A 23,718-nucleotide genomic window follows, 5' to 3' on the forward strand; every position below is an offset into this window, starting at 1 on the left:
TTATAAAACGAAATACATTGATTTTCGAGGATTTGAAATGAAAATTTCAACATAAGCAGAAAATGGAGTTAGAGTAATGGGTACTCTAGCTCTCTTTTATATCAAATTAAAAATACTGATAGATTTAAAACTAGAATATCTTTAATTTACAATCATGATCGCATTATTCAATTATCCATTGAAGGGAAATGTAAGAATTAGTAGATAAAATTTATATTGATTTTATTATATAAAAATATTNNTTATAAAACGAAATACATTGAACAGAGTAGCCAGCCTACTATGAGGCTAGGCAATAATTGAATATCATAGCTTATCAGAGTTTGAAGTGGTAATCATCACTTTAAACTCTTTTTATTTTTTTAAATAAAAGTAGCTTATTATTTATAGTTAAAATACACTTTAAATCTTTATAGTTATAAGTTAATGTCATTAAAATATGCTGCTACTTAAACACAACCAATGCTAACTAACTCAAATATCGTTATAATTAAAATGTATCTAGATGGAGGAATGAATCGTGGATTTTTGGTTAAAAGAGCAAAGTATTAAAAATAGTAATAAAATTGCAGTTACAGATGGAAAACATTCAATAACATTTAAAGAATTATATGATAAAGCACTTTCAATTTCAGAACATATCCTTTCTTTGAATTTGAATAGAGTAGGATTGTACATTAAGAATGATATTGAGTCTATTATGCTTATAAACGCGTGTTGGTTAACTAATGTTGAAATAGCAATGTTAAACACACGATTAACAGAAACTGAAATGATAAATCAAATGAATTCCATTAATATTACAACTATATTAACGACGCAACCTTTTCATTTGTCGCATTTCAATGTGATACATTTATCTGAATTAGAACAATATCCAAGTCATACCAATGACGCAACATTTAATGATGAACGTATTGCATCAATCATGTTTACATCAGGTACAACAGGGCCTCAAAAAGCGGTACCACAAACATTTAAAAATCATTATGCAAGTGCGATTGGTTGTAAAAAAAGTTTAGGATATGATGAAACTACGAAATGGTTATCTGTTTTACCGATATATCATATTTCAGGGCTCAGTGTGTTGTTACGTTCTATAATCGAGGGCTTTACGGTACGTATACTGGAAAAATATAATACGCAAACGATGTTAGCGATTATTAAAGAAGAAGGACCTACACATGTATCTTTAGTGCCACAAACGCTCAAGTGGCTTATGGATGCAGGATTAAACCAACCGTTTTCAATAGAGAAAATTTTACTTGGTGGCGCCAAATTATCATCTACACTAATTGATGAAGCCTTAAATTATCATTTGCCAATATACAATTCATTTGGAATGACAGAAACATGTTCTCAATTTCTGACTGCCACACCTAAGATGCTTGCACAACGATATGACACTGTTGGTAAACCAAGCGAAAACGTTAAAGTGCGTATCAAACATCCTAATAGTGAAGGTCATGGCGAACTTCTTATCAAAGGTAACAATGTGATGAATGGCTATTTATATCCAACAGGTTTAAGCGATACATTTGAAGACGGTTACTTTAAAACGGGTGATATAGCAGAAATTGATGAGGAAGGATTTGTAATGGTCTATGATCGTCGCAAAGATTTGATCATTAGTGGTGGAGAAAATATTTATCCTTATGAGATAGAAACCATTGCTAAAACGCATTCAGATATTAATGACGCTGTATGTGTCGCACAAGAGGATGTGACATGGGGACAAGTGCCAGTACTCTATTACGTTGCTGATTGTCCCATTTCTGATACGGCGTTAATAAACTATTTTAAATCTCGTTTAGCTAAATATAAAATACCTAAAGCGTTTCATCAAGTTGAACGTTTGCCTTATACATCAACTGGTAAACTGCAGCGTAGTAAAATGATAAATAGAGGGCAAGGGCATTAATATGTGGATTAAAGCAGTAAATTTTTATCTTTATAATCATGAATTTAAACATCATATTGTGACACCAAAAGTTAAAATGACGCATCGTAAAGCGCTTATTGTTGAATTTTTAAGTGATGATGAGCAATCTTATTATGGTGAATGTAATGCGTTTGAATCAGATTGGTATGCCGCAGAGACGATTGATACAGTTAAAGAAACACTTTCTCAATGGGCGGAAAGCGTCATACATAAGTCATTTCATGTATATGAAGATTGGAAGCCATATTTAGCCATGCTTGACAATCAACCTGCAGCGAGAAGCACTGTGGCTATGGCGATTTACCAGATGTACCATGATTTGCCGACGTTTAAAGTTGAATACGGTGCAACGATTAGTGGCATTAGTGCACAACAACTTGATGATTTAGTACAAACGCAACCTAAACGCATTAAATTAAAATGGACAAGTCAATTGAATAATGATATTTCACTGTTAAATGACACATTGTCTTTTGATTTTGAATTAGCATTAGATGCTAATGAGTCACTGGATGTGTCAGATTTTCAGAAATTAGAAGCCATTGAAACACAAAACATACTTTATATAGAAGAGCCATTCAAATCGTTGTCTTCAATTTTGCACATTGATCATACGCAATATCCTGCGATTGCGATAGATGAAAAAGCTACTGATATTAATAGTATTTTGTCAATTGTTAAGCGATTCCCGATTAAAGTAGTGATTGTTAAACCTTTTAGAGTGGGTGGTATTGATAGCGTGCAATCATTGATACGTGAACTAAAATCAATTGATATGAAAGTGGTTATCGGTGGCATGTATGAATATGGACTGAGTAGATATTTTACCGCACTGTTAGTGAGAGAAGGTGATTATCCAGGGGATGTCACCCCAGATGGTTATTATTTTACTGACGATTTTACGCAAGGTGTTGGCAAATTAAAAGAGGGGATGATTATATTCCATCCTCCTCAAATCGATAAATCAAAATTATTTAAATTAAACTAGTGTCTATGTTTATGTTTATCCTTTTTTAAAGGAACTGGATCAAATCCACCTTTATGAAGAGGATGGCATTTAAGAATGCGACGAATTCCCATATATCCACCTTTTAATGGGCCATAAACTTCAATCGCTTCTCGCGTATATTCTGAGCACGTAGGATAAAATCTGCATGTAGGTGGCGTCATAGGTGAAATATAGCGTTGATAGATATGGATTATTCCAAGAAATAATTTTTTTAACATTATAGGCCTCCAACCAGTAATACGATTATAAATTAGTTTAACATATTGAAGGGAGTAGTATGGAACATGGAGTTTCTAGATAAAGATAATAGACGTGTCACAATGAGTTACAAAACGAACAACGACTGTCCTGATGGTAATCATGTTTTAGCTATTCCACTATATAAGAACCAGTTACTTTTTACTCACCACAAAATGCGTGGCATTGAGTTTCCAGGTGGTAAGGTTGAAAAGGGAGAACAAAGCATACAAGCAATCAAGAGAGAGCTTTTTGAAGAAACTGGAGGTATACCTGAGACGATTGACTATATAGCACAATATCAAGTCCACACGTTGGATAACGCTATTTTCAAAAAAGATGTATATATAGTGAGGATCAAATCAATTAAAGAGAAAAGTGATTATTTAGAAACGAGCGGTCCATTGTTGTTTAAGCATATTAGTGATGTTCCGTTGGATATGCAAAGTTACTTAATTCAAGATGACGCAATTCTGAAGTGTGTCGAAAGGATGATTGACCTTGGATATGATCGCGACTAAGAAAATGCCTATAGCATCGAGAACGCATCAATTTGATGAAATGACTTATACAGTTGATGGCTTAAAAGTAAAAGCATTACAGATGTGTCCTCTAAAGAAAGCAGTAAATAGAATTGTTGTGTACTTGCGAGGAGGCAAGGGCCAAGTTGGTCGTGTACGTGCAGCCAGATTAATGCAGTTTGCAAATGATGATACTTTAGTGATAGGACCTTACTATCGAGGTAGTAATGGAAGTGAAGGTCGAGATGAGTTTGCCAACGCTGATTTAAAAGATGTAACGTACCTTATTAGAATACTCAAACAACGATATCCAAATGCCTATGTACATATGATTGGATTCTCAAGAGGGGGTATACAAGGTCTCTTAACTTTTCAAGATTATCCAGTAGATAGTTATATTATCTGGGGTGGGGTTTCTGATATGCATTTAATGTATGAGGAACGTGTTGATTTACGTGGCATGTTACGTCGTATGGTTGGTCATCCTGATAAGCATAAAGATGCCTATGACAAAAGAGATGCTATAAAATTAATTGGTGCGCATAGTCCGCCAATCCTAATTGTACATGGGGGTAAAGATAAACAGGTAGGTATTCACCATGCTTATTATTTAGAAAAGCAATTGCGTTCTAAAGGTGTCGACTTTGATACGTTTTATCAAATAGATGAAGGTCATGTGCCTAGACCACCAGCTATGAAAAAAGCACTTAACTATGTACATCAATGGATGGCGAAATGTGAAGGTAAATAAAAAGGCAACGTACCTTGGCTAATTTTACCAAGTACGTTGCCTTTTGAATGTGACCATTTAATTATTTATTAAAGCCACCTGTATTAGCAATTTCTTCAACTTCTGGACCGAATTTTTTGAAGTTTTCTTCAAAACGTTTAATTAAGTCGTCGGCTTGAGCGCGATATTTGTCTGAATCACTCCAAGCATTAATTGGGTTGAGTATTGTTTTAGGTACATCTTCCATTTCTTTAGGAATACTTAAACCGAATTTTTCATCTTTAGTAAATTCAGCGTTTTTCAATTTACCTTTAATCGCTTGATCTACCATATAGCGAGTGTAATGTAAGCTTATACGTCTACCTACACCGTATTTACCACCTGTCCAGCCAGTGTTAACTAAGTAAACATCAACGTCATGTTTATCAATAAGTTCACCTAGCAAATCTGCATACTTAATAGGATTAAGTGGTAAGAATGGTGCACCAAAACATGTAGAGAATGATGGTTCAGGCTCTGTAACGCCACGCTCTGTTCCTGCTAATTTAGATGTAAAGCCGCTTAAGAAGTGGTACATCGCTTGTGATTTAGTTAATTTAGCAATTGGTGGTAATACACCGAATGCGTCAGCTGTTAAGAAAATGATTGTATTAGGGTGAGCTGCTTTAGATGGTAATACAATGTTATCAATGTGATGAATTGGATAAGCTGCACGGGTATTCTCAGTATATGAATTATCATCAAAGTCAACGGCGCCACGCTCGTTAACTACAGTATTTTCAAGAATAGTGCCGTATTGAATCGCGTTATAAATTTGCGGTTCTTTTTCTTTAGAAAGATTGATTGCTTTAGCATAACAACCACCTTCGATGTTGAAAATACCATTTTTATTCCAACCATGCTCATCATCACCAATTAATTTTCTATCTGGTGCTGCAGATAACGTTGTTTTACCTGTACCTGATAATCCGAAGAATAAGGCAACGTCTCCTTTATCTCCAACGTTAGCAGAACAATGCATACTCATAATGTCTTGCATTGGTAGTAAATAGTTCATTACTGAGAAGATACCTTTTTTCATTTCGCCAGCATATTCAGTACCACCAATTAAAATCGTTTTATGTTTGAATGAAATGATAACGAATGTTTCTGATTTAGTACCATCAACTTCAGGGTCAGCTTTAAAATGAGGTGCAGAAACAATAGTGAAATTAGGTTTAATATTACTTGCTTCTTCTTTAGAATCTGGGCGAATAAACATATTTTGTGCAAAAAGGTTGTGCCATGCAAGTTCGTTAATAACTGTAAGTTTCAATTGTGTATCTTTGTCACTACCCGCATAGCCATTAAAAACGTAAAGTTCATCTTTAGTATCAAGATAGTCTAAAACTTTAGCGTAGAGATTTAAGAAAGTTTCTTCATCGATAGGTTGGTTAATATCTCCCCAATGAATATTATCTTTATAAGAAGGTTCTGTAACGATAAATTTATCTTTTGGAGAACGTCCAGTGTATTTACCAGTGCTCGCATTAATCGCACCAAGTTCAGTTAATTCTCCTTCTTTATTACCCATTATTTTGTAATAAAGTTGAGTTGTTGAGAGTTGAAAAAGAGAGCTTTCTTTTTCTAATAATTTTTTAATTTTAGGTGTTTCGCTGTATGTATCTACTGACATACCCAATCCCTCCAGCGTGTGTTATAGAAATTCAATATTGTAAGCCTTTACATGAAAATAGTATAACATAATGCCATAATTATTCCACCTGGAAAAGACAAAAAAACATGTAAAAACAAAATTGACATTAATTGGCGAATTAGGTAGTATAGTTCTTAACGGATTCTCTTATCCTGAGTGGTGGAGGGACATGGACCCAATGAAACCCAGCAACCTCTTTTTTAAAGAAAGGTGCCAAACCGTTTGCAGACATATAATCGTCTGAACGATAAGAGCGAATGGACGTTTAAGAGCCTTCTCTCTGTCTTGAATAGTGAAGAAGGCTCTTTTATTTTTGAGCTCACATTTTAAAGAGAATTTTCGTAAATATAATGGTAAAAGGAGCAAGTCATGACTTACAATAAACGTTTATTTACTTCAGAATCAGTAACAGAAGGACATCCTGACAAGATTGCTGACCAAGTGTCTGATGCGATCTTAGATGAAATATTGAAAGATGATCCTAATGCACGTGTCGCTTGTGAAACGACTGTAACAACTGGAATGGCGCTCATTTCAGGTGAAATATCAACTTCTACTTATGTAGATATTCCTAAAGTCGTACGAGAAACAATTAAAGGTATTGGCTATACGCGTGCTAAATTTGGCTATGATTACCAAACAATGGCAGTATTAACTGCAATCGATGAACAGTCACCGGATATTGCGCAAGGTGTAGACAAAGCACTTGAATATAGAAATGATATTTCAGAGGAAGAAATTGAAGCTACAGGTGCGGGTGACCAAGGCTTAATGTTTGGTTATGCGACTAATGAGACAGAAACATATATGCCGTTACCAATCTTTTTATCACATCAATTAGCGAAGCGTTTATCAGATGTACGTAAAGATGGTATTCTAGATTATTTAAGACCTGATGGTAAGGTTCAAGTTACAGTAGAATATGATGAAGATGATAAACCTAAACGTATTGATACGATTGTTGTATCATCTCAACATGCGGATGATGTTGAATTAGAACAAATTCAAAGTGATATTAAAGAACATGTCATTTATCCAACAGTACCAGAAGGTTTAATTGATAGTGAGACTAAATTCTTTATCAATCCAACAGGAAGATTTGTTATCGGTGGACCACAAGGTGATGCAGGGTTAACAGGACGTAAAATCATCGTTGATACTTATGGTGGTTATGCACGTCACGGTGGTGGTTGCTTCAGTGGTAAAGATCCAACTAAAGTAGACCGCTCAGCAGCTTATGCAGCGAGATATGTAGCGAAAAATATCGTTGCTGCAGGACTGGCAGATCAATGTGAAGTACAACTTGCATATGCGATTGGCGTTGCTGAACCAGTTTCAATTTCAATTGATACATTCAAGACAGGTAAAGTTTCAGAAGCACAACTTGTTGAAGCGGTTAGAGCAAACTTTGATTTACGACCAGCAGGTATCATTAAAATGTTAGATTTAAAACATCCTATATATAAACAAACAGCAGCATATGGTCACTTTGGTAGAACTGATGTACTATTACCTTGGGAAAAATTAGACAAAGTGAACGTATTAAAAGATGCTGTTCAAAGTTAATAAACGCTTTAAATAATATTATAAGAAATTGTCGAAATTAAAGACTGTTTCTATTATAATTAGACATACTGATAGATTAAAGGAGCGTTGATTTAATGAATTCACTTGGACCAATTGAAATTGGTTTAATCATAGCTATTGTAGTTGCAGCAATTTGTTTAATTCTATTTTTAGTTACACTTAAAAGTAAAAATAATATTAAACAAAAGACAAAAGAAGAATACGACCTAAAAGAAAAACAAATGAAAGCGTCTCATGACGAAGCACTTGAAAAAGAGCGTATACAAAATAAAAAGCAAGTTACTAAACAAAAAGAAGATTTTGATGCAACTGTCAGCGGTAAAGACCGTGAAATTGATGCCTTAAAACTATTCTCTAAGAATAAAAGTGAATATGTGACAGATATGCGTTTAATTGGTATTAGAGATCGTTTAGTAAAAGAAAAACGTATCAGACCTGAAGATATGCATATTATGGCAAATATCTTCCTTCCAAGTAATGAGTTTAATGATATTGAACGTATTAGTCACCTTGTACTTACACGTACTGGCCTATATATTATTGATTCGCAATTATTAAAAGGACATGTATATCAAGGCATAAGTGGTAATCAATTTAACGAATTACCAATGATGGAACAAATCTTTAACACGCTAGATTTAGATGCTAAGTCACCACAAACGTTAGTACTTGATCAAAATGAGGACAAAGCGTCATTGTCATTCGTTAATTATTCTGAACAGCTTGCTGCGATAGAGAAATTAGCGTCAGATTTACAAACTCAGTTGGGGGCGAAATATACACCAACAGCGATTTTATATTTCAATCCGAAACATGATGGAGACGTCACAATTTCAAATTATGCACAAAGTTCAAGTGTTAAAGTACTCGTAGGACCTGATCAATTAGATGAGTTCTTCAATAAGTTTGTATTCCATGGACGTATTCAATATAATGTGGATGAATTACAAGATGTTATGGACAAAATTGAATCATTTAATTAATTTCTAATCTGATATAACAAACATACCAATCATCTATTAAGCAAATTCGCAGTANNGAACTGAGAAGGCGCTTAAATCAAGCGCTTCTCGATTATTGTTATTCTTGCGGGAGTGGAGCAACGAATTTAAAAAGAATTCTGTTCCATTCCCGTTTTTAAATGGTTTAAATAAGGGAATAAGATAATACATATTTTAAAGAAAAGGGGTACCGTGAATGGAAACAATTGAATTTTACAATGGTCACACAATGCCTAAAGTTGGTATTGGAACGTTTAGAGTAGAAAATAATGATGAATGTAGAGAAGCGGTTAAGCATGCAATCGTTTCTGGTTATCGTAGTATTGATACAGCTAAAGTCTATGGTAATGAAGAACAAGTCGGTTTAGGGATCCAGGATGGATTAGCTGCTACAGGTTTAGAACGTAAAGATTTATTTATTACGTCTAAACTATATTTTGAAGATTTTGGTCGAGAAAATGTAGCAAATGCCTATGAAACAAGCATCAACAAGCTAGGCTTGGATTATTTAGACTTATACCTTGTGCATTGGCCCGGTACAAATGAGGCAATCATGATAGATACTTGGAAAGGTATGGAAGATTTATATAAAGAGGATAAGGTTAAAAGTATTGGCGTAAGTAATTTTAATGCAGAACACTTTGAAGCATTACTAGCTCAAGTTTCTATCAAACCTGTGATCAACCAAGTGGAATTTCATCCATATTTCACGCAAAAGGCATTACGTAAATATTTAGAAGTGCAAAATATTCACATGGAGTCATGGTCACCATTTATGAATGCTCAAATTTTAGATGATGAAACGTTGAACCAAATTGGTAAAGAAGTGAATAAAACTGCAGCTCAAGTCGTGATACGATGGAATATACAACATGGTGTTATCGTCATTCCTAAATCAGTCACGCCACAAAGAATAGAAGAGAATATCAATGTCTTTGACTTTGAATTAACTGATGAACAAATGGAACGAATTGACAATTTAAATAAAGACCAACGTATTGGTCCTGATCCAGAAACATTCGAGGGCTAATAGTTAACTAAAAACACTTTATTGTTAAAAGCTTTAAAACTTTTAACAATGAAGTGTTTTATAATATGAAACCTACATAGCATGATATAAATCCTACGATAAATTGTAAAATGGAATAACTCAAAAAACGAATCGGTTTAAAATGTGGATACAATAATTGGACAAGTTCATGTGATAGGGTTGAAAAAGTTGTTAATCCACCAAGAAAGCCAGTGATAATCAACATTGAAAACCACTGATGATTCAAAGCGATTCCGAATACGAACCCGATTAAAAAACTGCCTACAATATTGACGATTAACGTAGCAACGGGTATAGGTGAAGAAATCTTAGTATTAATGAAATCTGATAGCCAAGCTCTCACGACAGCACCTAAACCTCCGCCAACCATAACGAGCACTAAATTAATCATACACGTGCCCCTCCTAATATAACGCCTAACCAGCAACATAAGATGCCTCCAACGTAACTTAATGATCCATATATACATAGCAATATGAACCGATAATCATGAAACATAGTAACTAACTCGAATTGGAAGGTTGAGAAGGTAGTTAACGCACCTAATAGTCCCGTAGTTAATCCTTTTTTGAGCATGGGCTTATGTTTGAAAAATTGTATGGTTAGAGATGACAAATATCCCATTAATAATGCACCAACTAAATTTGCGACTAACGTCCCAATAGGTAAGCCAGAGCCTGTATTTAATGTTGATAAGATGTATCTTAATAATGCACCAACCATACCACCGATAAACACAAATAAATATTGCATTTTGTCACACCTATTTCTTGTTTTATTACAATTAAATCATTATTCTGTGATATCCATTCGATTACGAAATAATACCAAACGTTTTGATTGAAGCAAAGATATGGAATACAATTACGAATAAAATAATGATTGGTAAAATTTTACTAGCAATTCTAATCCAGCCTTGTTTATCGCCTAAATGTTTGATTGCTTTATCTGAAAAGATAATCGAAGCAATTAAAACAATAACATTAACAATACTACAGGCAATGAGTAAATATTTAACAGAATTAATTTGCTGACTTAATAGTGGATTAAATGTATTAAAATAAAAGCTTATTATGAGTAAAATCACTGATATATAGAAGTATTTTTTTGGCTTAGACATTGTGTTCCTCCTACCTAATTTCATTTAATCATATTACCACATTTTAATTATAATTTAATAGTGACTCGTCAATTTTGAATTTTATTTTCATTAAAAGGCAAAACATTCGCTTAGTAATTCTAAGAATGATATAAATAATTTATAAATATTTTATTGTTACGGCATAGTATAATCATCATAAGAACATGCGTACATACATATAAATTCCATTGTGATGTAACTTAACTATCATCGTAATCGAAATTAAAGGAGGAAGAAATACAATGACAAAATTAAATGTACAAGTATTTGCAGATGGTGCAGACATTGAAAAAATGAAAGCAGCTTATAAGAATAAAGAAGTAGATGGGTTCACTACAAATCCTAGTTTAATGGCGAAAGCAGGTGTAACGGATTACAAAACATTTGCAGAAGAAGCAGTTAAAGCGATTCCAGATGCATCAATTTCATTTGAAGTGTTCGCAGATGATTTAGAAACAATGGAGAAAGAAGCTGAAATTTTAAAACAATACGGTGATAATGTATTTGTTAAAATTCCAGTGGTTAACACAAAAGGTGAATCAACTATCCCATTAATTAAAAAGTTATCTGCTAACAATGTACGTCTAAACGTAACAGCAGTATACACGATTGAACAAGTTAAAGAAATTACAGAAGCAGTCACTGCAGGTGTACCTACATATATTTCAGTGTTTGCTGGAAGAATTGCGGATACAGGTGTAGATCCATTACCATTAATGAAAGAATCAGTTGACGTTGCCCACAGTAAAGAAGGCGTATTATTATTATGGGCAAGTTGCCGTGAACTATTTAATGTCATTCAAGCTGATGAAATTGGTGCCGACATCATTACATGTCCTGCAGATGTAGTGAAGAAAGTGAATACGAATTTAGGGCGAGATATTAATGAATTATCAGTAGATACGGTTAAAGGATTTGCTAAAGATATTCAAAGCTCAGGGCTATCTATTCTTTAAGTATAATTAAATTTAACAACTGACTCCGTAGCATTAGATAGTGTTAAGACATTCTATAAGTCACTGGTATAAATGTATTAGAGTGAAGAATGATATTAACAATATCAGAAACATAGCTACGGGGTATTTTTATATTAATAAGTGATACTATTCCAACTTGTTTCTAAATGTCAATGTTGTTAAAAATTTAAAAAGAAATAATTTAAAAAGGAGATAACCACAAAGTATGAAACGAACAGATTTTGAAGAGAAAGTAAAAAAGCAATTGTGGTTTTTGAATAAGAAAGAAAAAAAGCAATTACATAATAGTTTAGCGGAATATCGCCATGAAGTTGAGCGCCAAGAAGGGGAAATTCAGACGAATCAGTATCGTAAACCTATTCATTATGCGAATCAATTTCTGAAAAATAATGTGTTTCAACAAAAAGAAGTAGCAAGTACAACATTGCTTCTTTTACTCATTAGTATGGTGCTTATTTACGCTTTCTTACTTGGCTTATTTTTAACAGGATTTATTACGAGTTTAACTGCAGTCAATTATTTTATCAATCCACAGGTATCAATGCCAATATTGAATGTCGTCTTAATTTTAATTGGTGCAATACTATTGGCTATCGTAAGTTTAATGCTGATTAAATCAGTTACTGCATTTTTCACTAAAAAGTTACTTGAATACAAATTTAATAAATCTGCATAGTTTTTTGCATTAAATGAAATAATAAAGTACTCTCTTGCCACTTTTTATAAATTAAAGTGTAGGGTTCATCAACACGTAATTGGACATTATTATCAAATGTTATGATTACGCCATCTTTATTTGATGTTAACCCTATAATGTTCAATGCATTAATATAAGTTTGCAAAGGTGCACGTTGATGTTTAATAGGGAACAGTACGGCTTTGTCAGATATATATAAAGGTACGAGTTTATGAATCGCTAACAATCGTTTCGCTAATTTTAATCTTTGTGAATACGATTGATTATGTTGTTCAAAATAATAAATCAGTACTTTTTTTATTGGAAAAGGTAAAACCATATTATATGTTGAAAAACAACATGTCGTTTTATGCGTATTAGCCTGCAAAGTTTGGAGATAAAGAAGATGGTGTGTGTTGTGTGGTATCATATTACTCACCTTTGACATAATAGTTGTTGAGTTTTTTTATAGAAGAAGTTTTATAGTTTTTAATACTAGATAAAGACACATGCATTAATTCGGCAATTTCAAACTGTTTATAACCTTGAATGAAATAGTTATACCATTCAAGTTCTCTAGGATTTAACAATTGCGTCATATCATTATAATTAAAGATTGATGTTTCTATTGAAGCGGAGATAAGGTGTGGAGAGGTTGAGGTGTCAACGTCAACCATGTCAGGTTTTAAACTTTCTTTTCTAAATAAATCAATTAAATAAAAATTGAGTCGTTGGTAGAGAAACGAGGATAAACTTACATTTGAATTATCATTGTAATTCTTAGATAATTGCCACAGTTTTATGAGTAATAATTGATAAAATTCATCATAATTATACTTGACGTTATAATGCTTTAACAAATAGTGAATTATTTTATGATGTTTATGATATATGTCATTAAAATTCAATACTTCAGAGATTCGCTCCTAATTTAAGTACTTAAATGAAATTTCCGGATATATAAAATTTAAAGTAATTTATTTAAATTATCATTTGCGTAATTTAACAAAAGGGTGTTAAATAGTAAGCATAGATTAACTATAAACTGTAAAATCATGTCTAAAGGCGCATGTAACTTAGCAATACGACAAAATCATTATGGACATACCTTACATTCATCAATATATTTAAATTTTAGTCAATTTGTAACATGGGAGGTATAACGTTGGATTACGCACATTTAAATCTTGAGCATTTCTTCGCAAGAAATGATGATTTAGACATTATTAGAGATCGTTCTGAATTTGTAATGATTAATAATTTTACAAATGAAATGATGTATCGAGATGGTGAAATAGAAGGAACAGTTGATTTAAATCAATATTATTACAAGAATAGATCTCAAGCAGCGAGTTTTATTATGATGGATTATCGTAAAGATAATTGATAGATAAAGTACTGCTGGTGAGAATCAAGTAATGAAATTATATATGTTTCATTACTTTTTATTTTGCAAAGTTTCATTTTGATTACTTTTATTTTATGAATATGTAACATTGCAAGTATAAAATTGTTTATAAGAATTAATAATGTTAAACTTTATTATCATAATAGATTTTAAATAAAAACAACATTGACCTAAGAGGTGTGAATATGACGAAGCACAAAAAAGGCTCAATTATTAGCCTAGTGGGGTTATTGATTGTTTTAGTTGCAGCAGGTTTTATATTCTTTAATATGATTTCAGATCAAATATTCTTTAAGCATGTTAATGAAGAAGAACGCGTAGAACATTTAGATGTAACATTAAATAAAGCTGCGAATAAACAAATTGATAATTACACAAGTCAACAAGTCTCTAACAAGAATAATACTGCTTGGAGAGATGCTTCAGATAGTGAAATAAAAGCTGCAATGGACAGTAGTAAGTTCATTGATGATGACAAACAAAAGTATCAATTTTTAGATTTATCTAAATATCAAGGCATTGATGAAAATCGTATTAAACGTATGTTATTCGACCGACCAATGTTATTGAAACATACTGACGCTTTCATTAGTGCTGCCAAAGAGAAGCATGTTAACGAAGTGTATTTAATTTCACATGCTTTATTAGAAACAGGTTCAGTTAAAAGTGAATTAGCCAACGGGGTAGAAATTGACGGTAAGAAGTATTATAACTTCTACGGTGTAGGCGCGTTAGATAGTGATCCAATTAAAACGGGTTCAGAGTACGCTAAAAAACATGGTTGGGACACACCTGAAAAAGCAATCAAAGGTGGCGCCGACTTTATTCACCAACATTTCCTATCTCACGAAGATCAAAATACGCTCTACAGTATGAGATGGAATCCTAAGAATCCAGGTGAACATCAATATGCTACTGATATAAAATGGGCAGAAAGTAATGCTGAAATCATTGCTGATTTTTATAAAGAAATGAAAACTGAAGGTAAATATTTCAAATTATACGTATACAAAGATGACAATAAACATCAAAAATAAAGTTATTATATAGTAAAAGCCAACGTCGACACTTGTGTGAATAAGTGTTGACGTTGGCTTTTTAGGATAAAAAATAGATTTATTTATTCTGCTTTATTTTTCTTAGTTAACCAACTAAAGGCTATAATCATTACGACAAAAACTTTTAAAATAAATTTCATTTTTGTTCACCTCAATAACTTAATACTACCATAATTGCTGAATTAAAAGAAAAATGATGATAATAACATATGAGTATAAATTATTTTAAGCGATTTATGATATTGATATAATAGATATATTAAAAAGTCTTTTTAAAGTAATAAAGAAGGATGATGATATATGCGTGTAGCTATAATTGGAATGGGTACGGCTGGTGTGAGTGTTTTAAGACAGTTAGTCAAAAATGAAGCATTTAAATATTTAGAGGTAGATGTCTATGATAATGAAAAGAATATGGGACAAGGTGTGCCATTTCAAAATGACAGTAGTCAGTTACTCATCAATTTGCCAACAAAGCAGATGAGTTTAAATTTAGATGATGATGAAGAATTCTGGAATTGGTATCAAGAACAATCAGAGTTTAAATTTGATAATCCTAAGTACTTACCTCGATTTGTGTTTGGTCATTATATGAAATCTTATCTATCTAACTTTGACCTATTATTTGATAATCTTTCGGTTATCAAACGTCCAGTTCGTGAAATTTTTACAAATTCAGAAATAGATGAGACGACATTAAAATATTTTGTATGTACATCAGAAGATATGAGTGAATGGAAAGAATACGACTATATCTTCTTAACGACAGGTACTTTCGCTTATCATGATCCGTATCAATTAAAAGGTAAAAAAGGATATATTCAAACACCTTATCCTACATATAATACATTGGATGAAGTTTCAGAATCAGATGATATAGCCATAATTGGAACTGGATTAGCTAGTTTAGATGTTGTTAGATATGTCGCTACACATCATCCTAAGTTGCCAATTACTATGACGAGTCGTTCAGCACATCTGCCAAGTGTAAGAGGGAATATGGTTGATATTGAATTTAAATATTTAACTAAACAAAAGTTTAATGAGCTAAAAGGAAAACATTTTGGAAATGTTCCATTAGAAATCGCTTTTGAATTATTTCAACAAGAATGTGAAGACCGTAATATACAGTTAGATAAATTAATACATAGACGTACTGGTAATACAATTAAAGATTTACAATATGATCTCGAACGTGCAAATGAAATTGGAGTATTTCAAAGTTTAATTGAAAATGTTAAAGAGAATTTGAATTGGATATGGAATAGTTTCAGTCGAGAAGATCAGCAAGCCTTTGATAAGCGATTTTCAAAACATATTCAATTAAATTCGAATCCAATGCCACCACGTACAGCACAATTAATTATTAAACTCATACGTAATCAATCACTTATTATTAAAAGAGGATTAGAGGATATTAAACATACAGATGACGGTTATTTATTAACATTTAAAGATGAGCGACAACCTAAACCATATGATGTCATAATCAATTCAACTGGATCCAAAACACATTTGTCAGATTTAGATGACGAAGATCAGCTTATACTGAACCTTCAAAATAGACAAATCGTTCAGCCGCACCCAATGGGCGGTATTCAAATTATTCCAGAAACGAATCAAGTCATTAGCCCAAGATATGGAACATTAAATAATATGATTGCCATTGGACAAGTGACGAACGGTGTTAACAAGTTAAGAAATGGTGTGAAGATGATTGTTGATCAAGCAGTAAGTTCTGTCAACTATATGTACGACAATCAAAGTAAGTTTGATCACGTCGATGCTTAAAGTGCATGTTTACACTTAAATGACTAAATTGCATCAATGGTTACACTGTTTAATATTATATAGCGTAGACGGTTTGTAATTTTTAAACAATAAGCGTATGATGATTAGTGTAGTAATCAAACTACATTAACTCTAATAATCACAATTTCATATGAATTCTTTCGGGGCGGGGTGCAATTCCCAACCGGCAGTAAATTAAGCCTGCGACCTGTCAAAGTATATGGTTAACTACTTTGATGGCTGATCTAGTGAAAGTCTAGAGCCGACAGTGAAAGTCTGGATGGGAGAAAGAATCGAGACGTCAATTTAAGTTATAATGACGCTTATTTAGCATACACATTTAAGAAATGTTGTAAGCTTATTTGAACATATATTTAATTTCCCTATGCCTGTAATTGTTTTATTGGTATAGGGAATTTTTATTTTGAGGTGATGAATTGAGTTATTTTATGAATTATGCAATACAACTCGCACAAATGGTTGAAGGTCAAACGGGTGTTAACCCGCCAGTGGGTGCTGTCGTAGTCAAGAACGGCAGAATTGTCGGACTGGGTGCACATCTTAAACAAGGTGATAAACACGCGGAAGTACAAGCACTTGATATGGCTGGAGAAAATGCAAAAGGTGGAACGATTTACATTTCGTTAGAACCTTGTACGCACTTTGGCTCAACACCACCATGTGTGAATAAAATTATAGAATTTGGACTAAGTAAAGTTGTTTACGCTGTTAAAGATACAACATTACCTTCTGAAGGGGATGCAATATTAGAACAAGCTGGCATCGAAGTTGAATATCAATACACTGAAGATGCAGCTGCGTTGTATCGTGACTTTTTCAAAGCTAAGTCAGAACAACTACCTGAAATCACGATGAAAGTGTCTGTATCATTAGATGGTAAACAGGCTACTGATATGGGTCAAAGCAAATGGATTACAAATTCAGATGTGAAACAAGATGTTTATCATTTAAGACATACGCATGATGCTGTATTAACGGGTAATGGCACAATTAACGCTGACAATCCCCAATATACGACGCGTATTCCAAACGGTAAACATCCTATTCGAATCGTTTTATCAAGAAGTGGCAACATTGACTTTACAAAGCAATTGTTCCAAGATTCTTCTAGCGAAGTTTGGATATACACAGAAAATGAGCATCTTAAAAGTCCAAATGCAAATGTCAAAATTATCTATTTAACTGAATGTAAATTAAAAGATATTTTAAAAGATATTTATAAGCGAGGTATTGGTAAGTTATTAATAGAAGCTGGACCTCGTGTAACTTCGGAATTTCTCCAAACACATTTTATCGATCAACTTATTATTTATTACGCCCCGAAAATAATAGGTGGTTCTGGGAAAAATCAATTCTATCAAACAAATGATGTCATTGATTTAAACCACGCCACGCAATTTGAAATTATTTCTACTGAATTAATTAATCAAAACTTAAAAATGATCTTGCGAAAGAAGTGACAACTCATGTTTACAGGTATCGTTGAAGAAATTGGTACTGTCAAGAATATTCGTACGCATCAATCAGTTAGAACACTGGATATTGCTTGTCAAACGATTGTAGAAGACATGCACATTGGTGATTCTATTAGTGTGAATGGTGCATGTCTAACGGTAATTGATTTTACAAGTAACTATTTTTCGGTACAAGTTATTAAAGGTACTGAAGATAAAACATACTTATCACAAATTAAGCAAAATGATGAAGTGAATTTAGAACGCGCAATGCCAGGAGATGGTCGCTTTGGAGGTCATTTCGTTTTAGGTCACGTCGATGATAAAGGTGTGATTACGCATGTAAACGAAACATCTAATTCAAGAATTGTTTCGATTAAAGCATCGCCAAGGATTATTAAACAAATGGTTAAGCAAGGCTCTATCACTGTAGATGGTGTAAGCTTAACTGTTTTCGATCTTCGGAATGATAGTTTTGATATTCATTTAATACCTGAAACGAGACGTTCAACGATTTTATCTTCCAAGCAAAAAGGAGATTCAGTTCATCTAGAAACGGATGTTCTTTTCAAATACGTTGAGCGAATGATGAGTAGAAATGAATCAGAACTTACATTAGATAAGCTGAAAGCATTTGGATTTTAGGAGGCGTAAGATTAAATGAAATTTGATGAGATAAAAGATGCACTAAATGCTTTACAACGTGGTGAAAGTATTATTGTAGTGGACGATGAAGATCGTGAAAATGAAGGTGACCTGGTTGCTGTTACGCAATGGATGAATGATAATACCATCAATTTTATGGCAAAAGAAGGTAGAGGATTAATTTGTGCACCAATTAGTAAAGATATAGCTCAAAGATTAAATCTAACAACGATGGTTGACCATAATACGGATGACTTTGGAACGAATTTCACAGTTAGTGTTGATCATGTAACAACTTCAACTGGTATAAGTGCATTTGACCGAATGGCAACGGCACGTGCCTTAATTAATCCTGAATCTACACCGTCGGATTTTCATAAACCTGGTCATCTATTTCCACTCATTGCTAAGGAAAAGGGTGTATTAGAACGTACCGGTCATACTGAAGCGGCTGTTGATTTAGCCAAACTTACGCAAGCTAAGCCTGCTGGTGTAATATGCGAAATTATGAACGAAGATGGCACTATGGCTAAAGGTGAACAACTTGAAGTATTTAAACAACGTCATGGCCTTAAAATGATTACAATTGAAAGTTTAGTTAAATACCAGAAGGACAAAAACGCTAATGTTGAATTGAAAGCAAAGGTAAATATGCCAACAGATTACGGTTCTTTTGAAATGTATGGATTTGAATCACCATTAACTAATGAAGAAATTGTTGTACTTGCTAAGGGTAAACCACGTGCGACTGAAAATGTACGTATTCACTCCGCTTGTTTAACAGGTGACATCTTCCATAGTCAAAGATGCGATTGTGGTGCACAACTAGAAGCGGCAATGAAATATATTCATTCGCATGGTGGCTTAATTATCTATTTACCTCAAGAGGGTAGAGGGATAGGGTTAATAAATAAACTAAGAGCATATGAATTGATCGAACAGGGTCATGATACAGTAACAGCTAACTTAGCTTTAGGTTTTGATGAAGATTTGAGAGATTATCACATTGCAGCACAAATATTAAATTATTTTAATGTACAACAAGTGAACTTGTTAAGTAATAATCCCAAAAAATTTGAAGGTTTATCTGAATATGGTATTACAGTTGCGGATCGTACACCAATTATAGTGGCAGAAACTGAATATAACCATGAGTATATGAATACCAAAAAAATCAAAATGGGTCATTTAATTTAGGAGGAATAAATATGAACTTTGAAGGTAAATTAGTAGGAACAGATTTAAAAGTAGCAATTGTAGTAAGTCGTTTTAATGATTTCATTACCAATCGTCTATTAGATGGTGCGAAAGATACACTCGTACGTCATGGTGTTGAAGAGAGTAATATAGATGTTGCATATGTCCCTGGTGCATTTGAGATTCCATTAGTCTCAAAAAAACTTGCCCAAAAAGGTGCATATGACGCAATTATAACTTTAGGTTGTGTTATAAGAGGCGCAACATCTCATTATGATTATGTATGTAATGAGGTAGCTAAAGGTGTTTCTAAGGCAAATGACGTGAGTGATACACCAGTTATATTTGGTGTATTAACAACAGAAAGTATTGAACAAGCAGTTGAAAGAGCGGGTACTAAAGCAGGAAATAAAGGTGCCGAAGCGGCAGTGAGTGCGATTGAAATGGCTAATTTATTAAAACAGTTTTAATTTGAAATGATAGGGAGTGGGACAGAATTCTTTTAAATTCGTCGTCCACTCCCAACTTGCTTTGCTTGTAGAATTTCTTCATGAAATTCTCTTTGTTGGGGCCCCGCCCGCAAGTATGACTTGAACTGAGAAAAGCTTGATTTAACGGCCTTCTCAGTTCAGTCAGCTACTGCGAATTTGCAAAATAGCTTCATTATATTATTTTTGTCCCGGACTTATCGTTTTATAAGTTTAGTTACACCTGAAATTATAAAGGCTGCTCCAAGTCCTAAACTAGTGAAAAGACCAATTTTCTTCAATGTTTTAGTTGAGACAAACTCTTGATATGCTAGTGCTAAATTTTGTGGACGCTCAGCTAATCTACGCATGAAATAACCGAACCAGTCATTACCATATGGTACATAAATAGTGAAATGGTATCCTTGTCGTGCAATTTCTTCAGCTAATTCGCTACGGAATCCATATAACATTTGAAATTCGAATTGATCCTTATCGATATTATGTAATTTAACAAATTGTTTAACATGGTTAATAATTTGGTCATCATGTGTAGCGATAGAAGTGAAATTTTTAGCATTTAAAAGTCGTTTTTCGATGATTTTTATGTAATTTTCATCAATTTCTTCTTTAGTTTGATAAGCGATTTGTTGATCCTCTTTGTAAGCACCTTTGACTAATCTTAAGCGTAAATTAGGATATTTATCAATTAAATCAACTGCATCATAAAGATAAGCTTGTATTACAGTACCAACGTTTCTGAATTCCCCTTTAAGACGATCTAGTACTTCTACGATTTGTTGTAAACTGTCATATTTTTCAGTGTCAATGTTAATATGCATATTATTGAATTCATTAGCTTTAAGTAATATTTCTCTTAAATTGTTATAGGCTAATTCTGTATCAAATTCACCACCCAGTGAACTTAATTTTACTGACATATGTGCATCGACATTATAATCTTTAATGGCTTGCACAACTTCTAAAATTTCATGTTTTGCTTGATTTGCTTCTTCAACCGTTCCAACAAATTCGCCAAGATTATCTACTGTAACAGCAATATTTAAATCGTTGAGTCTCTCGATTGTATCAATTAGTTGCTCGATCGTATTGCCAGCTACAACTTTGTTAGCACCCATTTTCGGACCTACTTTTTTGGCAGTTTCATTTAAATATGTGCTATTTGATAATGCAATAAAAAAATTTTTGAAAAGTGACATATCCCATTCCTCCAAATTACATTAAACTAATAATTTAATAATAGTTTAGCATGAATATTACATAGTAGAAAGCGTTTTCAATTATCTGAATACTATAAAAAAGAGTATAATTACATTGTTGAACAATATTTATAATGAGATTGTGTCTCAGATTTACACCAGACTTAACAGATAATCTGATATAATACATTTATTGAAATATAAGTTAGAGAGGAATCAAACATATGTGGAAATGGGAAACTGAACATGATGCTAAAGGTGTCGTTGTTATAGTGCATAATATCTTAGAGCATACTGGTAGATATGCTTATGTCATTACGATGTTAAGACGTAATGGCTATCACGTAATCATGGGTGATTTACCTGGCCAAGGTCAAACTTCTAGAGCGAGTAAAGGGCAACTCGAGCATTTTGATATTTACCATGAAACGCTGTTGGAATGGGTTAGAATCGCAAATGAATATAAAATTCCTACATTCGTTATGGGCGTCGGGCTAGGTGGATTGATATTATTAAATGTACTTGAAAAAGCAGAATTGCCTATCGAGGGTATGTTACTCCTTTCTCCATTGTTAGAATTTAAAAGAAACAATAAAACGCGCAAAGATATGCTTATCTCTAATATTGGTAAAGGTTCTAAGGATGCACGCTTCAACTTAGGTATAGAACCTGAAGACTTAACACGAAATGATGAAGTAATTGATGAAACAAATCAAGATGGTTTAATGTTAAGAAAGGTAACTTATAAATGGTATAACATAGTTCTAGAAACAATGAAAGATACAGTACAGCATTTGAAAGACATCCAATCAATGCCAACATTACTCATGTATGGCACAGAAGATAAAATATTAGAATTGCGTTCTTTAGAAGAATTAAAAAATAAACTTAGCACGAATGAATTTTATTATAAAGTTTGGCAAGGGCTCTATCACGAGATTCATAATGAACCTGAACGTGATCAAGTGATGCGCTATGTTTTAACATTTTTAAATAACAGTGTGAATACTATGGGCTTTATTGTTAATGAAGAAGAAATTGAAGAAGTATGATACATTTGGCTAACCAATGATTTAATTTGTTGGTTAGCTTTTTTTAAACACCTAATTAAATATAATGCAATTGTTTGATTGAATAAGTTAATTTAGTAATAGTAAGTTAATAACTTTTAAAGATAAGTAAAAATATAATATAATGTAAATAGTATATCATTAATAATTTAATTATATATTTGTCTATTAGAGTTTAAAATTTAAAGTATTTTAACATTTGCTTTAATGTAAGTTAATTTTTGGGAGCTATTATAAATTGTTTAATTACAATAGTGATAATTGGGTAAATATATAGTGACAGATAATTTAATCATTTTAAAATCAGAATGTGTACAATCGGTTAGGGAGGGAGCAGCATGAGTAATCAAGCAGGAGAGAATGTTTCAATGATATTACAGCTTGAAGAAGTCTGTAAGGAAATCAATTCAATTTTTAAAATAATATATGAAACTTATGATTTAACTAAAGAAGAGGTTTTAATTTTACTTACTTTATGGGACAAAGGTCCTATGACGCTGAAAGAAATGGATAGTTACGTTAATATTAAGTCTTATAAACGTACCCGTACATATAATAAATTGGTTCACTCTGAATGGATTTTTAAAGAACGTCCTTTGGATGATGAACGTACTGTAATTATACATTTTAATGAAGCTAAACAAGAACAGAAAAATGAACTGTTAGATTTCATTACCGCAACTATAAAAAAACGATATGAAATATTAGAAAACAGTTTAAATTTATTAATGCGTGTTTAAGTAATCAAATCTCAGTTTGATGTCATATTGACTTATACTATAAGCGTGTTATATAAAAAATCCACTCCGTAATTAATAT

26 protein-coding genes and 2 riboswitches are annotated in these 23,718 nt (G+C 32.7%); of the genes, 18 read left to right on the forward strand and 8 right to left on the reverse strand.

Translation table 11 applies throughout. The features are described from left to right. Positions 1-520 precede the first annotated feature (520 nt). Both menE and menC read left to right on the forward strand, forming a co-directional pair. Positions 521-1,921 (forward strand): o-succinylbenzoate--CoA ligase, encoded by a 1,401-nt coding sequence (gene menE, locus JVV30_RS04675; protein WP_204193576.1) that lies wholly within the window; start codon positions 521-523, stop codon positions 1,919-1,921. Position 1,922: 1 nt separating this feature from the next. Beyond that, complete coding sequence (menC, locus tag JVV30_RS04680) at positions 1,923-2,930, forward strand: o-succinylbenzoate synthase (protein WP_204193577.1); 1,008 nt, start codon at positions 1,923-1,925, stop codon at positions 2,928-2,930. Here menC and yidD read toward each other — a convergent pair. After that, entirely contained in the window at positions 2,927-3,169 is a 243-nt protein-coding gene (gene yidD, locus JVV30_RS04685; RefSeq protein ID WP_037538598.1) for a membrane protein insertion efficiency factor YidD, read from the reverse strand. The two genes, menC and yidD, sit on opposite strands and share 4 nt — an antisense overlap. A 66-nt stretch (positions 3,170-3,235) precedes the next feature. Here yidD and ytkD point away from each other — a divergent pair, with 66 nt between their 5' ends. Then, complete coding sequence (gene ytkD, locus JVV30_RS04690; protein WP_070855383.1) at positions 3,236-3,709, forward strand: RNA deprotection pyrophosphohydrolase; 474 nt, start codon at positions 3,236-3,238, stop codon at positions 3,707-3,709. Continuing rightward, on the forward strand, positions 3,690-4,460 hold the full coding sequence (locus tag JVV30_RS04695; protein ID WP_070855382.1) for an alpha/beta hydrolase family protein: 771 nt from the start codon (positions 3,690-3,692) through the stop codon (positions 4,458-4,460). The genes ytkD and JVV30_RS04695 overlap by 20 nt, the downstream gene beginning before the upstream one ends. A 61-nt stretch (positions 4,461-4,521) precedes the next feature. Here JVV30_RS04695 and pckA read toward each other — a convergent pair whose 3' ends face one another. Continuing rightward, on the reverse strand, positions 4,522-6,114 hold the full coding sequence (gene pckA / locus JVV30_RS04700; RefSeq protein ID WP_204193578.1) for a phosphoenolpyruvate carboxykinase (ATP): 1,593 nt from the start codon (positions 6,112-6,114) through the stop codon (positions 4,522-4,524). 165 nt (positions 6,115-6,279) lie between these two features. Beyond that, positions 6,280-6,389: riboswitch (SAM riboswitch) on the forward strand. Between the two features lie 115 nt (positions 6,390-6,504). Here pckA and metK point away from each other — a divergent pair. From metK to JVV30_RS04715, 3 genes are all read left to right on the forward strand, one after another. Further along, a complete protein-coding gene (gene metK / locus JVV30_RS04705; protein WP_053030566.1) occupies positions 6,505-7,701 on the forward strand; it encodes a methionine adenosyltransferase in 1,197 nt (398 codons plus the stop codon). A gap of 95 nt (positions 7,702-7,796) precedes the next feature. Further along, positions 7,797-8,705, forward strand: coding sequence for a hypothetical protein (locus JVV30_RS04710; protein ID WP_070855381.1), 909 nt, complete (start codon positions 7,797-7,799; stop codon positions 8,703-8,705). A gap of 214 nt (positions 8,706-8,919) precedes the next feature. Beyond that, the gene (locus JVV30_RS04715) at positions 8,920-9,753 is read left to right on the forward strand and encodes an aldo/keto reductase (protein ID WP_070855380.1); all 834 of its coding nucleotides are present in this window, start codon (positions 8,920-8,922) and stop codon (positions 9,751-9,753) included. 58 nt (positions 9,754-9,811) lie between these two features. Here the strand turns inward: JVV30_RS04715 and JVV30_RS04720 are convergent, their stop codons facing one another. The 3 genes from JVV30_RS04720 to JVV30_RS04730 form a co-directional block, all read right to left on the reverse strand. Further along, complete coding sequence (locus JVV30_RS04720) at positions 9,812-10,165, reverse strand: fluoride efflux transporter FluC (RefSeq protein WP_070855379.1); 354 nt, start codon at positions 10,163-10,165, stop codon at positions 9,812-9,814. Beyond that, positions 10,162-10,527, reverse strand: coding sequence for a fluoride efflux transporter CrcB (gene crcB / locus JVV30_RS04725; RefSeq protein ID WP_070855377.1), 366 nt, complete (start codon positions 10,525-10,527; stop codon positions 10,162-10,164). Before crcB ends, JVV30_RS04720 begins: the two co-directional genes overlap by 4 nt. A gap of 61 nt (positions 10,528-10,588) precedes the next feature. After that, positions 10,589-10,894 (reverse strand): hypothetical protein, encoded by a 306-nt coding sequence (locus tag JVV30_RS04730; RefSeq protein WP_053030556.1) that lies wholly within the window; start codon positions 10,892-10,894, stop codon positions 10,589-10,591. Between the two features lie 263 nt (positions 10,895-11,157). Between JVV30_RS04730 and JVV30_RS04735 the strand changes: the two genes are divergently transcribed. Beyond that, a complete protein-coding gene (locus tag JVV30_RS04735; RefSeq protein ID WP_204193579.1) occupies positions 11,158-11,871 on the forward strand; it encodes a transaldolase in 714 nt (237 codons plus the stop codon). Positions 11,872-12,097: 226 nt separating this feature from the next. Next, positions 12,098-12,568, forward strand: a complete 471-nt coding sequence (locus JVV30_RS04740) for a hypothetical protein (protein ID WP_070855375.1) — start codon at positions 12,098-12,100, stop codon at positions 12,566-12,568. Here JVV30_RS04740 and JVV30_RS04745 read toward each other — a convergent pair. Together JVV30_RS04745 and JVV30_RS04750 are read right to left on the reverse strand one after the other, a co-directional pair. Next, positions 12,552-12,908, reverse strand: a complete 357-nt coding sequence (locus JVV30_RS04745) for a competence protein ComK (protein ID WP_239469315.1) — start codon at positions 12,906-12,908, stop codon at positions 12,552-12,554. The two genes, JVV30_RS04740 and JVV30_RS04745, sit on opposite strands and share 17 nt — an antisense overlap. Positions 12,909-12,999: 91 nt before the next feature. Continuing rightward, positions 13,000-13,476, reverse strand: a complete 477-nt coding sequence (locus tag JVV30_RS04750; RefSeq protein WP_053030548.1) for a sigma-70 family RNA polymerase sigma factor — start codon at positions 13,474-13,476, stop codon at positions 13,000-13,002. Between the two features lie 257 nt (positions 13,477-13,733). Here JVV30_RS04750 and JVV30_RS04755 point away from each other — a divergent pair, with 257 nt between their 5' ends. The 7 genes from JVV30_RS04755 (at position 13,734) to ribH (ending at position 20,612) form a co-directional block, all read left to right on the forward strand. Beyond that, positions 13,734-13,955: a hypothetical protein gene (locus JVV30_RS04755; RefSeq protein ID WP_011275450.1), complete on the forward strand. Its 222-nt coding sequence runs from the start codon at positions 13,734-13,736 to the stop codon at positions 13,953-13,955. A gap of 206 nt (positions 13,956-14,161) precedes the next feature. After that, positions 14,162-15,013, forward strand: a complete 852-nt coding sequence (sagB, locus tag JVV30_RS04760; RefSeq protein ID WP_053030546.1) for a peptidoglycan release complex glucosaminidase SagB — start codon at positions 14,162-14,164, stop codon at positions 15,011-15,013. A gap of 321 nt (positions 15,014-15,334) precedes the next feature. Continuing rightward, positions 15,335-16,825, forward strand: coding sequence for an FAD/NAD(P)-binding protein (locus tag JVV30_RS04765; protein ID WP_070855370.1), 1,491 nt, complete (start codon positions 15,335-15,337; stop codon positions 16,823-16,825). A 153-nt stretch (positions 16,826-16,978) separates the two neighbouring features. Further along, a riboswitch (FMN riboswitch) is annotated at positions 16,979-17,121 on the forward strand. A gap of 141 nt (positions 17,122-17,262) precedes the next feature. Beyond that, the gene (ribD, locus tag JVV30_RS04770; protein WP_053030542.1) at positions 17,263-18,306 is read left to right on the forward strand and encodes a bifunctional diaminohydroxyphosphoribosylaminopyrimidine deaminase/5-amino-6-(5-phosphoribosylamino)uracil reductase RibD; all 1,044 of its coding nucleotides are present in this window, start codon (positions 17,263-17,265) and stop codon (positions 18,304-18,306) included. A 6-nt stretch (positions 18,307-18,312) separates the two neighbouring features. Beyond that, the gene (locus tag JVV30_RS04775; protein ID WP_053030540.1) at positions 18,313-18,945 is read left to right on the forward strand and encodes a riboflavin synthase; all 633 of its coding nucleotides are present in this window, start codon (positions 18,313-18,315) and stop codon (positions 18,943-18,945) included. 15 nt (positions 18,946-18,960) lie between these two features. After that, complete coding sequence (ribB, locus tag JVV30_RS04780) at positions 18,961-20,142, forward strand: 3,4-dihydroxy-2-butanone-4-phosphate synthase (protein WP_204193580.1); 1,182 nt, start codon at positions 18,961-18,963, stop codon at positions 20,140-20,142. Positions 20,143-20,153: 11 nt separating this feature from the next. After that, positions 20,154-20,612 carry a 6,7-dimethyl-8-ribityllumazine synthase gene (gene ribH, locus JVV30_RS04785; RefSeq protein WP_053030536.1) on the forward strand — a complete coding sequence of 153 codons (459 nt, stop codon included), beginning with the start codon at positions 20,154-20,156 and terminating at the stop codon, positions 20,610-20,612. Positions 20,613-20,827: 215 nt separating this feature from the next. Here ribH and JVV30_RS04790 read toward each other — a convergent pair whose 3' ends face one another. Beyond that, positions 20,828-21,829, reverse strand: coding sequence for a proline dehydrogenase family protein (locus tag JVV30_RS04790; protein ID WP_204193581.1), 1,002 nt, complete (start codon positions 21,827-21,829; stop codon positions 20,828-20,830). Between the two features lie 224 nt (positions 21,830-22,053). Here JVV30_RS04790 and JVV30_RS04795 point away from each other — a divergent pair, with 224 nt between their 5' ends. Next, entirely contained in the window at positions 22,054-22,881 is an 828-nt protein-coding gene (locus JVV30_RS04795) for an alpha/beta fold hydrolase (RefSeq protein WP_070855364.1), read from the forward strand. Between the two features lie 356 nt (positions 22,882-23,237). Further along, entirely contained in the window at positions 23,238-23,639 is a 402-nt protein-coding gene (locus JVV30_RS04800) for a transcriptional regulator, SarA/Rot family (protein ID WP_070855362.1), read from the forward strand. Positions 23,640-23,718: the final 79 nt, after the last annotated feature.

This window comes from Staphylococcus sp. GDY8P47P, assembly GCF_016892225.1.
Lineage (GTDB): Bacteria > Bacillota > Bacilli > Staphylococcales > Staphylococcaceae > Staphylococcus > Staphylococcus borealis.

Excerpts from the sequence above, each read along its gene's own strand:
- sagB (WP_053030546.1), top strand. The coding sequence starts at position 14,162 with ATGACGAAGCACAAAAAAGGCTCAATTATTAGCCTAGTGGGGTTATTG.
- JVV30_RS04715 (WP_070855380.1), top strand. The coding sequence starts at position 8,920 with ATGGAAACAATTGAATTTTACAATGGTCACACAATGCCTAAAGTTGGT.
- JVV30_RS04795 (WP_070855364.1), top strand. The coding sequence starts at position 22,054 with ATGTGGAAATGGGAAACTGAACATGATGCTAAAGGTGTCGTTGTTATA.
- JVV30_RS04765 (WP_070855370.1), top strand. The coding sequence starts at position 15,335 with ATGCGTGTAGCTATAATTGGAATGGGTACGGCTGGTGTGAGTGTTTTA.
- menC (WP_204193577.1), top strand. The coding sequence starts at position 1,923 with ATGTGGATTAAAGCAGTAAATTTTTATCTTTATAATCATGAATTTAAA.
- metK (WP_053030566.1), top strand. The coding sequence starts at position 6,505 with ATGACTTACAATAAACGTTTATTTACTTCAGAATCAGTAACAGAAGGA.
- JVV30_RS04775 (WP_053030540.1), top strand. The coding sequence starts at position 18,313 with ATGTTTACAGGTATCGTTGAAGAAATTGGTACTGTCAAGAATATTCGT.
- JVV30_RS04745 (WP_239469315.1), bottom strand. The coding sequence starts at position 12,908 with ATGGTTTTACCTTTTCCAATAAAAAAAGTACTGATTTATTATTTTGAA.
- JVV30_RS04720 (WP_070855379.1), bottom strand. The coding sequence starts at position 10,165 with ATGATTAATTTAGTGCTCGTTATGGTTGGCGGAGGTTTAGGTGCTGTC.
- JVV30_RS04790 (WP_204193581.1), bottom strand. The coding sequence starts at position 21,829 with ATGTCACTTTTCAAAAATTTTTTTATTGCATTATCAAATAGCACATAT.
- crcB (WP_070855377.1), bottom strand. The coding sequence starts at position 10,527 with ATGCAATATTTATTTGTGTTTATCGGTGGTATGGTTGGTGCATTATTA.
- ytkD (WP_070855383.1), top strand. The coding sequence starts at position 3,236 with ATGGAGTTTCTAGATAAAGATAATAGACGTGTCACAATGAGTTACAAA.
- ribB (WP_204193580.1), top strand. The coding sequence starts at position 18,961 with ATGAAATTTGATGAGATAAAAGATGCACTAAATGCTTTACAACGTGGT.
- JVV30_RS04740 (WP_070855375.1), top strand. The coding sequence starts at position 12,098 with ATGAAACGAACAGATTTTGAAGAGAAAGTAAAAAAGCAATTGTGGTTT.
- JVV30_RS04710 (WP_070855381.1), top strand. The coding sequence starts at position 7,797 with ATGAATTCACTTGGACCAATTGAAATTGGTTTAATCATAGCTATTGTA.
- pckA (WP_204193578.1), bottom strand. The coding sequence starts at position 6,114 with ATGTCAGTAGATACATACAGCGAAACACCTAAAATTAAAAAATTATTA.
- JVV30_RS04800 (WP_070855362.1), top strand. The coding sequence starts at position 23,238 with ATGAGTAATCAAGCAGGAGAGAATGTTTCAATGATATTACAGCTTGAA.
- yidD (WP_037538598.1), bottom strand. The coding sequence starts at position 3,169 with ATGTTAAAAAAATTATTTCTTGGAATAATCCATATCTATCAACGCTAT.
- JVV30_RS04735 (WP_204193579.1), top strand. The coding sequence starts at position 11,158 with ATGACAAAATTAAATGTACAAGTATTTGCAGATGGTGCAGACATTGAA.
- JVV30_RS04730 (WP_053030556.1), bottom strand. The coding sequence starts at position 10,894 with ATGTCTAAGCCAAAAAAATACTTCTATATATCAGTGATTTTACTCATA.
- ribH (WP_053030536.1), top strand. The coding sequence starts at position 20,154 with ATGAACTTTGAAGGTAAATTAGTAGGAACAGATTTAAAAGTAGCAATT.